Origin of the sequence: Rhodococcus sp. KRD197, from assembly GCF_017168235.1 — a bacterium.
GTDB lineage: Bacteria > Actinomycetota > Actinomycetes > Mycobacteriales > Mycobacteriaceae > Rhodococcoides.
Window position 1 is genome coordinate 155,623 of the sequence record NZ_JABFAO010000010.1, and the last position, 12,313, is coordinate 167,935.

The following is a 12,313-nucleotide window of genomic DNA, read 5'->3' on the forward strand; positions in this document are numbered from 1 at the left end:
TTTTTTTAGATGTGTATAAGAGACAGACCCCGAGGAGCTCGACGCCGTCCTGACCTGGATGGACGCCAACACCGACGGCAAACCGTACGGCGTGGACATCGTCATGCCGGCGAAGATCCCCACCGAGGGCGCCTCGGTCGACCTGAACGAGCTCATTCCGGCCGAGCATCGAGCATTCATCGACCGCACCCTCGACGAGTTGGGCGTCGCCCCGCTCGGCGCCGATCAGGCGCGCAACGAGGGGGTGCTGGGTTGGCTGCATTCGGTGGCGAGATCGCACGTCGACGTCGCTCTGCGTCACCCGATCAAGCTCATCGCGAACGCCCTCGGTTCGCCGCCGAACGATGTGGTCGAGCAGGCGCACGAACACGGAGTGCCGGTTGCGGCGTTGGCCGGCACCGCGGAGCATGCGCGTCGGCACGTGCGCAACGGTGTCGACATCGTCATCGCACAGGGATACGAGGCCGGTGGTCACACCGGTGAGATCGCGTCGATGGTGCTTCTCCCGGAGATCGTCGACGCCGTCGGCGACGAGGCAGGTGTGCTGGCGGCCGGCGGAATCGGCAGCGGCCGTCAGGTCGCAGCTGCGTTGGCGCTCGGCGCGCACGGGGTGTGGATGGGTTCGACGTGGCTGACCGCAGCCGAATACCGGCTGGGAGCCAGGCACGAGGGCAAGCCGTCGGCGATGCAGGAAGCGCTGTTGACGGCTACGTCGAGTGACACTGTTCGCACCCGTATCTATTCGGGGAAGCCGGCGAGGCTGTTGAAGACCAAGTGGACCGATGCGTGGGATCGACCGGAAGCTCCCGATCCGCTCCCGATGCCACTGCAGAACATCCTGGTCAGCGAGGCGCATCAACGCATCAACAACGCAGAGAACCCGGACGTGGTGGCCATGCCGGTGGGCCAGATCGTGGGTCGAATGAACGAGATCCGGCCCGTCGCGGACATCGTCGCGGAACTTGTTTCCGGATACGACGAGGCCGTCAGCAGGCTCGTCGAGCAGCGCTGAGGCTCAGCTGACGCGGGTCGCGGCCTCGGCCGCGTCCGCGGAGCTTGCGCCGTTGTTGACCGGCAGCATCCGCGAGCGGACGGGCGAGAACAGGTAGCGCAGCGAGTAACGCTGCCGGGCGGGATCGTAGGGGCGGTAGACGGCGAAGACGAGAATGTGCCACCACCAGTGCAGCCGAAGGGCTTTGCGCCTCTGCTCGGTCATCGCATCGTGTAGCTCGAATGTCTCGATACCGCACTGGATGTACTCCGAGAACTGCGACGGCGGTGTCAACGCGCGACGCGGTGATACGTCGACATTCATCTCCGTCAGCTGTGCGAGAGCGATGTTCGCCTCGCCCAGGCACAGTGCGAGGTCGAGGTCCTCATGAATCCGGGCGTCGGTGCTCACTCGGTGTTCGATCTCTCGCCACGCGGCCCGTCGGATGGCCATGTTCGCGCCGTGCAAGTTGGTCACCGGCCGCCCGCCGCCCACGGTGCCCTTCCTCAGTTGTCGACCGAACCACCAAGCCTTGAGGCTGCGGACCGGGGAGTCGTACGGCAGATTCAACCCGGTTACGCCGCCGACGTGGGCGCCGTCGGTGGATAGGAAGTCCAGCACGGCCCGAGCCCAGCCAGGTCGGACGCGGGTGTCGGCGTCGATACGTCCGAGGACGTCTCCGCTCGCGGCACGGAACCCGGCGTTGCGCGCGTGCGCGACGCCTGGGGTGCGTTCGAGGAGCAGGGTGATCTTGGGGTTCGACTTCATGTATCCCCGGACGACGGCTGCCGTGCGGTCGGTGGAGTTGTTGTCCACGACGATGATCTCGTGCAGGTCGTCGGTCTGCGCGGCCAGCGCGTCGAGGCACGGGCCGATGAACGCCTCTTCGTTGTGGCACGGGATGACGACGGACAGTGTCTCGGCGCGGGTCACGAAAGCAGGCACGTTCGCCGACGCTATCGCATGTGGCACACTGCGTCGAATCGAAATGTATTGTGTATCAATTGTTTTGAATGATTCACCGGTTCTTCGGCGGTTCGCAAGGTTTGGGCCCCGTTTACAGCGAAGAAGAAATGAGAGAGTCGGTTTACCTCGGCCCGACGTGGCCGACGCCCCGATTGGCGGATTTCCAGCACCGGTGCCCACTAAGCTGGCTCTCGATCGAGTGCACCTACCGAATGGAGACGAGCAGTGGCTTCCGTGATCGCAGTGGGCGACCTGGTGCAGGCGACCGGTCACGCCGGGCCATGGAAGGTGCTCGAGATTCGGCAGGGCCTAGCGCTGCTCGAGCACCACGCAGGGCACCGCCTGTCGGTGCGCACCACCACCCTGTCCGTGGTGCGCAAGGGCTCGCCCGCGCAGGCCGTCGAGCCGGTGGCCGCCGAGCCCGAGTCGCCCACGCTTTTCGACTGACGACTTGGCTCAGATCTTTTCGTTCCTCGAGCGTTCCACCAGGCCGAGGCCGAATCGTTCGATCTCGCGGACGGCGAGGCTGCTGTTGCCGCCGACGGTCAGAGACGGACGGCGTAGTAGGTGCTCGCCGCCGACGGGGATGCTGACCATTTCCGCCAGCTTCTGCAGCCACCGAACGGGTCGGTAGGACGAGGGGACGTGGTCCGCGAGGAGAAGCATTCCGCCCGGACGTAGCACGCGCACCATTTCGGCGAGTGCGATGTCGGGCTCAGGAATGGCGCAGAGGGAGAAGGTGCAGACGACGGTGTCGAAGGAGGCGTCGGCGAATTCCAGCTCGTGTGCGTTGCCGAGCCGCAGGTCGGCATCAGGCCTGACGATCTGGGCTTTCGCGGTGGCCCGCGACAGCATCTCCTCGCTGAGCTCGATGCCTGTCAGTTCTACCTGCGGCGGATAGTGATCCAGATTGAGTCCGGTGCCGATGGCAACTTCGAGAACTTGGCCACTGGCGCGGGAGCACACCCACGATCGAGTGTCTCGGAAGAGCACCCGATCGAGCAAGGTCATGTGCTTGTCGTAGCTGGCTGCCTGCTTGTTCCAGTAGCGGTGCCACCGGTCCAGGTGTTGGTGGGACTCGGCTGACATTTCCTCGCCTTTCATGGTCGAGCGCAGGTTGCGCTGGAACGCATTCCCAACTTACGCATCATCAGGCTGGCGGGACACCATCCGACCGCTGCGTACAGCAGGAGGTTGCCGCCGACGAACGCCGTCAGGACCTGCCATCGAGGATCGTGGAGCATCCCGAGGGCCAGGCTGGCGAGGACGACGGTACCTGCCATTGCGGGAACGGTCCGTTCGATAGTGGGACCGCTGGTGTGCGCGGTGGATGTCATCTGTGGATTCTCACTTCGTTGTGGTGTGGACGGGATTGTCAGCGGGCGGAGAACATCCTCGAGAAGAATCCGCCGGATTTGGGTTCGTTCTGGTGTCCCTGGCATCGATTGCTCTTGGGGACACCGCGCATGACCTGGTCGACGTGGTTACCGCAGCCCGCCCAGGTGGTCTTTCCGCACTTCCTGCAATTCACTGCCCTACACATACTGCTCCCAACGGTGTCGAATGGTTCGATCCCCGACTATACCCCATGGGGTATCTGAAAAACAGTGGTCGACGCCGGCTAGCCCTGCACGCCGCAGGTTGTGTCGGTGCAGTCGCGTTTGCGCCACCGATAGGCCACGGCCCCGGCCAGCATGGTCAGTGACACGCCGGCGAGGATGGGTTGAATCGGCGCCCACAGTCCCAGCGCGCCCGATGTCCCCACTGCGAGAAGTACGAGTTTGTTGCAGACCGGGCATCCGACTGCGAAGAAGGTGAGCACCACTCCGAGCGCGGCCGGGGTTCCGGTGCGCTCGGACTGTGCAGGTTTGTCGATGCCGAACCACACCGCAGTCAGCAGTGCGGTGGCCAGTAGCACCGGAAGTTCCCACGCCCGCACGGGAACCTCGCGGCCGAACAGTGGAGTGTCGATGATGTCCGTGGGAACACCCACCACGAGCACGGTGATCACCGCTGCAAGTGCCCCGCGGGATATCCGCGCCACCCATTGGTTCTGTCCACTGAAGCGGTTCGGTCCACTGAGGCCGGCGGTGGCAATCTCGCTGCGATCCTCGGTATCGGTTCCGACATGGCCGGGCGTGGTGGGCGAAGGCATGTGCAGGGTTCTCCTACGAGTCGTAGTTGTGTTGGGGCGGTCGACTCTGCGAGGGTATACCCGCATGGGTATGGATGCCACTGGCGTCGAGCAACGAAAGGCATTGCATGACATCGACTTCTCGATCACATCGCCGTAGAGACCTATGGCTTCTGGGTACCGCAGTGCTGGTCGCCGCGGTGCTCGTCGGTGTTCTGCTGACGGGTATGCGAGACGGCGATCGATCGCAAGCGGTTTCAGGCGAGGGCTCCACCGCAGCCCCCGAGATCGGACCCCTGGGAGATATGGCGCGTCGCACCGCCGATGATCCGATGGCGCTCGGTGCGGCCGACGCACCCGTGGTGATGATTGCATTCTCGGACTTTCGATGCCCGTTCTGCGCCAAGTTCAGTCGAGAAACGGAACCAGAACTGATCGACCGATATGTCGACGACGGCACGCTCCGGATAGAGTGGCGCGACCTTCCGATCTTCGGGCAACAATCGTTCGACGCGGCTCGCGCCGGTCGTGCTGCAGCTGCCCAAGACAGATTCTGGGAGTTCACCCACGCCGTCTACGCCGACGCCCCCGCGACCGGGCATGCCGACCTCACCATCGAGGTGCTCGAAACCTATGCCGCACAGGCCGGAATCGAGGACATCGCACGCTTTACTGCCGATGCGACCGGAACCGAGTTCGATGCCGCGATCACCGCTGACTCCACCGAGGCGCAATCGCTGGGTATTCCTGCAACGCCTGCGTTTTCGGTCAACGGAGATCCGGTGCTCGGAGCGCAACCGTTGTCGGAATTCGTCGACCTGATCGATACCGCCGCCGGGGTTTGAACGCTGATGTCGCAGATCGGACTACTCGGAGCGTTCTTCGGCGGGCTACTGGCGTTGGTCAGCCCCTGTTCCGCATTGCTATTGCCCTCGTTCTTCGCATACGCCTTCGGTGGGGCCGGTAAGCTCGCCGGCCGCACGGGCGTGTTCTACCTCGGTCTTGCTGCCGTGTTGGTTCCCCTCGGAGCCGGCGTCGGAGCGATAGGTTCGGCCCTGACCCAGTACCGCGAGGTCACCACCATGATCGGCGGAGTGGTCATCATCGCGCTCGGGGCGATGGTCATCCTCGGCCACGGCTTCGCCCTCCGCTCCGCACAGCGCGCGGCCGCGCGCATCGACATCTCCTCCGTCGGATCGGTGTTCGCGCTCGGAGCCGTGTACGGACTCGCGGGCTTCTGCTCCGGGCCGCTCCTCGGCGCCGTGCTGACGGTGGCGGTGGCAGGCGGACAGGCACTCTACGGCGGCATCCTGATGGCGCTCTATGCCGCGGGGATGGTGGTCCCGCTGTTCGTGCTTGCGCTGGTGTGGGACAGATTCTCGCTCGGATCTCGAACGTGGTTGCGCGGCAGGGAGATCAGCATCGGACCGCTTCGCACGCACACTACATCGCTGATCTCTGGTTTGTTCTTCATCGCCATCGGCGTGATGTTCCTGCTCACCGAGGGAACCGCGAACCTCGGCGGGGTGATGGGCGTCGACAGTCAGTATTCGCTGCAGTTGTGGGTCAGTGACATCGCTGATTCGGTGTCCAATGTCGTGGTCCTGCTCGTCGGAACCATGGCGGTCATCTCTGTGCTGGTCTTCCGCCTCGTGCGCAAACGCGATGCTGTGACCGCAGATGATGACGAAGATGCGTTGAAAGCTTGACCACCTGGGGGGTCGAAGCGGACCCTGGGGTGATGACGACCACCGAGGAACATCACATCGATGCTGTGCGGGACCGACTGGACGCAGCGTTCCCGGACGTTCCGCGCCGCGTGATCGAGGACGCGATCGCCGCCGAGCTCGCCCGATTCGAAGGTCGCAGGGTCCGCGACTTCGTACCACTGCTGGTCGAGCGCAACGCACGCGAATCGATCCGCTCCACCGGAGCTCGCGCATCCGACGAGGACGACACGGCATCGGCTCCCGCCCAGTAGCGGCCGCAGGTGCGCGGCCTAGGCGAGTGACAAGTCGAGATCCGCTCTCGCCTGGCACGTGAGAATCACGAACGCGGCATCCGGCCCAGGGGAGAAGTAGACGGGATCGCTGGTGTTCCAGCGTTGACGCTGCAACTCCCGCGCCAGAACTTTGTGGCTGGCCGTTCGGGGAAGATCGGTGCACACACGTACCAACTGCGGGTAGGCACGCGGCGCCAGGTCCGGTTGCGCGGCGAGGAACTCGGCAAGACCGTCCATGACGGATTCCGGAGCGAGAATCGCGGCCATGACGCGGTCGCCGGGGCCGGGCGCCGGTACACCGAATACGCTCACCGCTTCGATCGCGTGATGGCGCAGTAGTATTCGTTCGATGGGAGCCGCACCGAGATTCTCCCCTCCCACGCGCAGCCACCCGGAGGTCCGCCCCGCGAAGTAGGCGAACCCGTTTTCGTCGCGGTAGGCCAGGTCGCCGCTGAAATACATGCCGCCTCGCATGCGTTCGGTATCGGCTCGTTCGTCCTCGTAGTATCCGCAGAACATGCCTGGGCCGGAGGTGTTGACAAGCTCGCCGACGGCATCCTGCTCGTTGATCACGCCGCCGCGATCATCGAATCGAGCAGCGGGACAGACGTTTCCCTCGGCATCGAGGATCTGCACCGCGTCCGGGAGCGGGCCGAGGGCGTTCGGCGGAGTATCAGGGGTGCGGGCAATGGAGACGCCGCCCTCCGAGGATCCGAAACCGTCGACGACGGTCACCGCGAACCTCGATGCGAAGCGGTTCGCCGCGCCCGGGGTCGCCTCGTTGCCGTAGACCACACGCAGCGGGTTGTCGTCATCGTCGTCTCGGGCGGGTGTCGCCAGGATGTAGGAGAGCGGCGTCCCGACGTAATTGGCGTACGTCGCGCCGAACGCGCGCACGTCGGGCAGGAAGCCGGATGCGGAGAAGGTGCGCCGCAGTGCGAGATTCGCACCGGCCGCGAGTGCGACGGCCCATCCGGCCATGATGGCGTTGGAATGGAACAGCGGCATCGAGACGTAGACCGTGTCGTTCTTACCGAGACCGAATCGATCGGCGAGCATCTTCCCCGGAGTCACGACCTTGGTGTGGGTGCAGCGCACAGCCTTCGGATCTCCGCTCGTTCCGGAGGTGAACACGAGCATGAACAGCTCGCTCGCAGACGGCCGAACCGGCAGGCTTTCGCTGCGGCCCGAGTCCTCTTGCCAGGAAACGGCGGTGACGTCGATGGCTCCGGTGACGACGTGGACGTGCTCGGAGTCGGTGAAGACGAGCTGGCAGTGAGTGCGTGCGGCGTCGGCTGCGAGGTCCGGGGCCGAGCGCGTCGAGTTGAGCCCCACCACGACGAACCCGCCGAGCGCCGCGGCGCCCAGCAGGTACGAGTACTCCGGCACATTGGCCAACAACACCCCGACGTGTCGCGGCAACGCGCCGTCCAACATCTCGTCAATACAGGCGGCCCAGTGGCGCGAGATTCGCACGTGCTCGGCCCAGCTCACCCGGCGATCCTCGAACAGCAGCGACGTCGCGGTGTCGTGCTCCCTGGCCAGCAGCAGATCCGCGACGGTTTCCGCCGCTTCGGCGCGTGTCACGATTACGCGCTGGCGAGTGCGGAGCCCAGGCGTCGCAGCGCAGCGGTGGCTCCCCCGTACGCGAACTCCGCGCGCTTGGCAGCGAGGAAGTACCGGTGAACAGGGTGGTCGCGGTCCAGGCCGACGCCCCCGTGCACGTGCACGAGCGTGTGCGCGACGCGGTGGCCGGCCTCGGCTGCCCAGAACTTCGCGACAGCGACTTCCTCGTCGCCGTCCAAACCTGCCGACAGTGCCCACGCCGCCTGCCACATCGTCAGCCGGGCGCCCTTGACGTCGATGTACGCATCGGCCAGACGTTGGGCGACAGCCTGAAAGCTGCCGATGGGTTTGCCGAACTGCACCCGCTCGCGCGCGTACTCGGCTGTGACACGAAGCGCTTCCTCGAGGACACCGACCTGGTAGGCGCAGGTTCCGAGGGTGACTCGCATGCGTACCCATCGGGCGAGATCGGCGCTCTCGATGGTTCGGCTGGAGTCGAACGCAGTCGAATCGAATTCGACCATGCCGATGCTGCGGTTGTCGACGGCCTGCTGCGTGGTAACCGTGACGCCCGGGTCCGTGGATTTCAGCAGAACCGCACCGCTCTCGCGGGCGAGGAGAATCCCGTCGGCGACCGGTGCGCTGTCGACGGAGGTGAGTGCCGTAGCGGGGCGCAGGGGAGAGTCGTCGAGCGCCACTGTGAGGATCGACGCGCCGGTGGTTGCCGCTCTCGCCCACTGCAGTTGTTGTTCGGGCGAACCGAACTCGGCGATTGCGCCAGCAGCGGTGGTGCTCGCGACGAACGGGACCGCGGCGAGGCCACGGCCCAACTCGATGGTGATGGACGTCGCTTCGAGAATGCCGTAACCGTCGCCGCCGATGGACTCCGGCGCAGCCGCGGCGAGCAACCCGGCCTGCGCCAGCGCGTCCCACAGCGGCCGGTCGATATCGGACGGGTTCGAATCGAGCCGCCGTTGCGCCTCACCGGTACTGTGCTTGGCGACGATGTCGCCGGTGAGGCCGGCCAGATCGCGTTGGGCTTCCGTCGTCGTGAAATCCATTGCCGTTCCTTGTATTTGTTGGCCTGGTGTGTGTCAGCGTGGTGTTTGGTCAGCGCGCCGAGGCGGGCAGTCCGAGTGCGGTCATGGCGATGATGTCGCGCTGCACCTCGTTGGTGCCGCCGCCAAAGGTGAGGATCAACGACGATCGGTGCAGGCGTTCGAGCCGTCCGTGTAGCTGAGCCCCGGGGGAGCCCTGACGCAGTGTTGCCGCGTCGCCCAGGATTTCCATCAGCGCGCGGTACGCCTCGGTGGCGAGTTCGGTGCCGTAGACCTTGTTGGCGGACGCGTCGGCTGGGCCGGGTGCGTGGGTCTCCGCCGAGGCGATCTCCCAGTTGAGTAGTTGGAGGTAGGAGACCTTGGCGTGCACGCGGGCCAGAGCCATCTGGACCCATTCCTGGTCGATGACGCGGGTGCCGTCCGGCAGCGTGGTGTTGTGCGCCCATCGCTTGGTCTCGTGCAGGGACGCCACCAGCGGCCCGGCGGTGGTGAGCGCGACGCGTTCGTGGTTGAGCTGGTTGGTGATCAGCGACCAGCCGCGGTTCTCCTCGCCGACAAGTGCACTCGTGGGCACCCGCACGTCTTGGTAGTAGGTCGCGCTGGTATCGGGGCCGGCCATCGTGTGGACCGGGGTCCAGGAGAAGCCGTCGGCGTCGGTGGGGACGATCAGCATGCTGATCCCGCGGTGCTTCTTCCCGCCGGGTTGGAGAGTCGAGGAGTCGGTGCGGCAGGCCAGCCAGACGTAGTCGGCGTACTGGATCAGGGAAGTCCACATCTTCTGGCCGTTGATGACGAACTCGTCCCCGTCGCGGCGTGCCGTGGTGCGCAGGGCGGCGAGGTCGGTGCCTGCCTCGGGCTCGGAGTAGCCGATGGAGAAGTGGAGTTCGCCGGCCGCGATGCGGGGCAGGAAGAACGACTTCTGTTCCTGCGTTCCGAAGGCCATGATCGTCGGGGCCACGCTGTTGATGGTCAGGAACGGTACCGGTGCACCAGCTGTGGCGGCCTCGTCGGTGAAGATGAGTTGCTCCATCGCCGAGCGGTTCTGGCCACCGAACTCCTCGGGCCAGCCGAGGGCGAGCCATCCGTCTTTGCCCATCTGCTGCACGACGTCGCGGTAGACCGATCCCTCGCCGTACTCGCCCGAGGTAGAGCTCAGTGCCTCGCGACGCTCCGGGGTGATGAGGGTGGCGAAGTAGGCGCGCAGTTCGTCCTGCAATGCGGCCTGCTCCGGGGTGTACGTGATGTGCATTCGACGCCTCATTTCTGCAACACGTTCTCGTTCTGTCGAATCATTGCATACTTGGATGGAACAGGTTCTAGGCTTGGCTGCAATCTGGGCGGCCTGGCCCACATGAGAGCGAGGAGTCGAACGATGATCGAGGTGGACTTCGACCGGTGCGAAGCCAACGGCGTATGCGTCGGCCACGCGCCCGACGTGTTCGATTTGAACGACAAGGACGAGCTGATCGTCTCCTCCGCCGCAGCCGAGCTGCCGGAGAACAGGGATGGCATCGAGGCGGCGATCGCGGGGTGTCCTCGTGCAGCGTTGAAGTGGGTGAACTGAGGCCGCATCCTTGCCAATAATGAGAACACGTTCTACATTTTGAATCGTGAACGATGAACAGGTACGACTGGACGGACGAGTAGCGCTCGTCACCGGCGCGGCATCGGGTCTCGGCAGGGCGGAGGCTATCGGCCTGGCCAGGTCCGGGGCGAACATCGTCCTCGGCGACATCACGGCCGGCCCCCTGGCCGACGAGGCGATCGATCTGGTCACCGAAGCAGGTGCGGAGGCGGTGTTCGTGCCGGGCGACATCGCGGAGCGTTCGACGGCCGACGCGATGTTCGCCGCCGCGACCGAGAAGTTCGGCCGTGTCGACATCGTCGTCAACAATGCCGGCATCGTGCGAGATCGCATGCTGTTCAACATGACCGACGAGGACTGGGACGCCGTGATCCGGGTCCACCTGCGGGGGCACTTCCTGATGACGCGCAACGCTGGTGCGTACTGGCGTGAGCGATCCAAGGCAGCGGGCGAGCCCGTGTACGGGCGCATCGTCAACACCTCCTCGGAGGCGGGCCTGCTCGGGCCCGAGGGGCAAGCGAACTACGGCGCAGCCAAGGCCGGAATCACCGCGCTGACCCTGTCGGCCTCACGTGCGCTGTCGCGGTATGGCGTGCGCGCCAACGCAATCTGCCCCCGCGCGCGAACCTCGATGACCGAGGGCGTGTTCGGCGCCGCGCCCTCCGCTGCCGTCGATCCGCTGTCGCCGGAGCATGTCGCCACCCTTGTGCACTACCTGGCCTCGCCCGCTGCGGACGCCGTCAACGGGCAGGTCTTCGTCGTCTACGGCCCGATGGTCGCGCTGATGGCGGCCCCCGTCGTCGAAGCGCGTTTCGACGCCTCGGACGCGGCCTGGTCGCCGGACGCGCTCGCCGCTGAGCTCGGCGGCTACTTCGAGGGACGTGACCCGGCGAGGACGTTCTCGGCCGCGGCTGCGCTCGATCTCAGCGAACCGCAGGTCACGGGGCATGCCTAGCTTTTGCCGATTTCGGTCACATCAGCGACGGTCGAGTAGGAAACTGGTCAGGTCGGGTCACCCGGTGAGCCCGAAAGCAAAGTAGATCACGTTCTAGTTAGAGTCCGGGTTCACGATGTAACACGCGCTCCCGGATGCGCGATGGACGAGTCAATGTAGTTCCTGTTAAACAAGTTTGACCTAGAAGCAATTGCTCTATCGTCCGTTGGGCGCGCTTCTTTGACTACTGAACACGTTCTAGTTAACATGACCTGGATCACACAGCGAGAGATTGGGAGGGTTCATGAACGACCTTCTCATCGTTCCGCTACGCGCCGTCGGAGCATTCTTCGACATGTCGTGGTTCACCCTCCGTGCCGTCTTTTCCCGGCCGTTCCAGCGCGAGGAGTTCGTGGATCAGGCCTGGTTCATCGCCCGGGTCTCGATGGTGCCGACGATTCTCGTCGCAGTGCCGTTCACGGTGCTCGTCAGCTTCACCATCAACATCCTGCTCCGCGAGATCGGCGCCGCCGACCTCAGCGGCGCCGGAGCGGCCCTCGGCGCAGTCACCCAGGTCGGACCCATCGTCACCGTGCTGATCGTTGCCGGCGCCGGCGCCACGGCCATCTGTGCAGACCTCGCCGCCCGCACTATCCGAGAAGAGATCGACGCGATGCGTGTTCTCGGCATCAACCCGATCCACCGGCTCGTCGTACCCCGAGTCCTGGCCTCCACCGTGATCGCTCTACTGCTCAACGGTCTGGTGTGCACCATCGGCATCCTCGGCGGGTTCCTGTTCTCGGTGTTCCTCCAAGGCGTCAACCCGGGCGCGTTCGTCGGCGGCATCACGCTGCTCACCGGCTTCGGTGAACTCATCGTCTCCCAGGTCAAGGCCGGACTGTTCGGCATGATCGCCGGACTGGTGGCGTGCTACCTGGGCCTCAACGTGCGCGGCGGGGCCAAGAGCGTCGGCGACGCCGTCAACCAGACCGTCGTGTTCGCGTTCATGGCCCTGTTCGTGGTCAACGTCGTCGTCACCGCCGTCGGCATCAAGTTGACCGCCTGATGAGGCGGCAC

14 protein-coding genes are annotated in these 12,313 nt (G+C 65.2%); 7 read left to right on the forward strand and 7 right to left on the reverse strand.

Annotation, left to right across the window (positions count from 1 at the left end; all coding sequences use genetic code 11):
* Positions 1 to 1,015: 1,015 nt before the first annotated feature.
* Positions 1,016 to 1,936 carry a glycosyltransferase family 2 protein gene (locus J1M86_RS15525; RefSeq protein ID WP_307786656.1) on the reverse strand — a complete coding sequence of 307 codons (921 nt, stop codon included), beginning with the start codon at positions 1,934 to 1,936 and terminating at the stop codon, positions 1,016 to 1,018.
* A 246-nt stretch (positions 1,937 to 2,182) separates the two neighbouring features.
* Here J1M86_RS15525 and J1M86_RS15530 point away from each other — a divergent pair, with 246 nt between their 5' ends.
* A complete protein-coding gene (locus tag J1M86_RS15530) occupies positions 2,183 to 2,404 on the forward strand; it encodes a hypothetical protein (protein ID WP_075840950.1) in 222 nt (73 codons plus the stop codon).
* Positions 2,405 to 2,413: 9 nt separating this feature from the next.
* Here the strand turns inward: J1M86_RS15530 and J1M86_RS15535 are convergent, their stop codons facing one another.
* From J1M86_RS15535 to J1M86_RS15545, 3 genes are all read right to left on the reverse strand, one after another.
* Positions 2,414 to 3,046, reverse strand: a complete 633-nt coding sequence (locus J1M86_RS15535; RefSeq protein WP_075841080.1) for a class I SAM-dependent methyltransferase — start codon at positions 3,044 to 3,046, stop codon at positions 2,414 to 2,416.
* An 11-nt stretch (positions 3,047 to 3,057) separates the two neighbouring features.
* Positions 3,058 to 3,294, reverse strand: a complete 237-nt coding sequence (locus J1M86_RS15540) for a DUF2892 domain-containing protein (protein ID WP_075840951.1) — start codon at positions 3,292 to 3,294, stop codon at positions 3,058 to 3,060.
* A gap of 284 nt (positions 3,295 to 3,578) precedes the next feature.
* On the reverse strand, positions 3,579 to 4,112 hold the full coding sequence (locus tag J1M86_RS15545; protein ID WP_206510566.1) for a hypothetical protein: 534 nt from the start codon (positions 4,110 to 4,112) through the stop codon (positions 3,579 to 3,581).
* 107 nt (positions 4,113 to 4,219) lie between these two features.
* Here J1M86_RS15545 and J1M86_RS15550 point away from each other — a divergent pair, with 107 nt between their 5' ends.
* Genes J1M86_RS15550 through J1M86_RS15560 form a run of 3 tightly spaced genes read left to right on the forward strand, consistent with a single transcriptional unit; the run spans position 4,220 to position 6,072 of the window.
* Positions 4,220 to 4,936 (forward strand): thioredoxin domain-containing protein, encoded by a 717-nt coding sequence (locus J1M86_RS15550; RefSeq protein WP_206510567.1) that lies wholly within the window; start codon positions 4,220 to 4,222, stop codon positions 4,934 to 4,936.
* Between the two features lie 6 nt (positions 4,937 to 4,942).
* Positions 4,943 to 5,800, forward strand: coding sequence for a cytochrome c biogenesis CcdA family protein (locus tag J1M86_RS15555; protein ID WP_206510568.1), 858 nt, complete (start codon positions 4,943 to 4,945; stop codon positions 5,798 to 5,800).
* 32 nt (positions 5,801 to 5,832) lie between these two features.
* Entirely contained in the window at positions 5,833 to 6,072 is a 240-nt protein-coding gene (locus J1M86_RS15560) for a three-helix bundle dimerization domain-containing protein (RefSeq protein WP_075840954.1), read from the forward strand.
* 18 nt (positions 6,073 to 6,090) lie between these two features.
* Here J1M86_RS15560 and J1M86_RS15565 read toward each other — a convergent pair whose 3' ends face one another.
* Genes J1M86_RS15565 through J1M86_RS15575 form a run of 3 tightly spaced genes read right to left on the reverse strand, consistent with a single transcriptional unit; the run spans position 6,091 to position 9,966 of the window.
* Positions 6,091 to 7,680, reverse strand: a complete 1,590-nt coding sequence (locus J1M86_RS15565) for an AMP-binding protein (RefSeq protein ID WP_206510569.1) — start codon at positions 7,678 to 7,680, stop codon at positions 6,091 to 6,093.
* 2 nt (positions 7,681 to 7,682) lie between these two features.
* The gene (locus J1M86_RS15570) at positions 7,683 to 8,720 is read right to left on the reverse strand and encodes an acyl-CoA dehydrogenase family protein (protein ID WP_206510570.1); all 1,038 of its coding nucleotides are present in this window, start codon (positions 8,718 to 8,720) and stop codon (positions 7,683 to 7,685) included.
* Positions 8,721 to 8,769: 49 nt separating this feature from the next.
* Positions 8,770 to 9,966 (reverse strand): acyl-CoA dehydrogenase family protein, encoded by a 1,197-nt coding sequence (locus J1M86_RS15575; protein WP_206510571.1) that lies wholly within the window; start codon positions 9,964 to 9,966, stop codon positions 8,770 to 8,772.
* 123 nt (positions 9,967 to 10,089) lie between these two features.
* Here J1M86_RS15575 and J1M86_RS15580 point away from each other — a divergent pair, with 123 nt between their 5' ends.
* The 3 genes from J1M86_RS15580 to J1M86_RS15590 all read left to right on the forward strand — a co-directional run bounded on the left by J1M86_RS15580 (position 10,090) and on the right by J1M86_RS15590 (position 12,302).
* Complete coding sequence (locus J1M86_RS15580; RefSeq protein WP_075840956.1) at positions 10,090 to 10,281, forward strand: ferredoxin; 192 nt, start codon at positions 10,090 to 10,092, stop codon at positions 10,279 to 10,281.
* A gap of 46 nt (positions 10,282 to 10,327) precedes the next feature.
* Positions 10,328 to 11,257: a 3-oxoacyl-ACP reductase gene (locus tag J1M86_RS15585; protein WP_206510572.1), complete on the forward strand. Its 930-nt coding sequence runs from the start codon at positions 10,328 to 10,330 to the stop codon at positions 11,255 to 11,257.
* Between the two features lie 283 nt (positions 11,258 to 11,540).
* Entirely contained in the window at positions 11,541 to 12,302 is a 762-nt protein-coding gene (locus J1M86_RS15590; protein WP_075840957.1) for an ABC transporter permease, read from the forward strand.
* Positions 12,303 to 12,313: the final 11 nt, after the last annotated feature.

Excerpts from the sequence above, each read along its gene's own strand:
- J1M86_RS15535 (WP_075841080.1), bottom strand. The coding sequence starts at position 3,046 with ATGTCAGCCGAGTCCCACCAACACCTGGACCGGTGGCACCGCTACTGG.
- J1M86_RS15540 (WP_075840951.1), bottom strand. The coding sequence starts at position 3,294 with ATGACATCCACCGCGCACACCAGCGGTCCCACTATCGAACGGACCGTT.
- J1M86_RS15545 (WP_206510566.1), bottom strand. The coding sequence starts at position 4,112 with ATGCCTTCGCCCACCACGCCCGGCCATGTCGGAACCGATACCGAGGAT.
- J1M86_RS15550 (WP_206510567.1), top strand. The coding sequence starts at position 4,220 with ATGACATCGACTTCTCGATCACATCGCCGTAGAGACCTATGGCTTCTG.
- J1M86_RS15555 (WP_206510568.1), top strand. The coding sequence starts at position 4,943 with ATGTCGCAGATCGGACTACTCGGAGCGTTCTTCGGCGGGCTACTGGCG.
- J1M86_RS15560 (WP_075840954.1), top strand. The coding sequence starts at position 5,833 with ATGACGACCACCGAGGAACATCACATCGATGCTGTGCGGGACCGACTG.
- J1M86_RS15570 (WP_206510570.1), bottom strand. The coding sequence starts at position 8,720 with ATGGATTTCACGACGACGGAAGCCCAACGCGATCTGGCCGGCCTCACC.
- J1M86_RS15575 (WP_206510571.1), bottom strand. The coding sequence starts at position 9,966 with ATGCACATCACGTACACCCCGGAGCAGGCCGCATTGCAGGACGAACTG.
- J1M86_RS15580 (WP_075840956.1), top strand. The coding sequence starts at position 10,090 with ATGATCGAGGTGGACTTCGACCGGTGCGAAGCCAACGGCGTATGCGTC.
- J1M86_RS15590 (WP_075840957.1), top strand. The coding sequence starts at position 11,541 with ATGAACGACCTTCTCATCGTTCCGCTACGCGCCGTCGGAGCATTCTTC.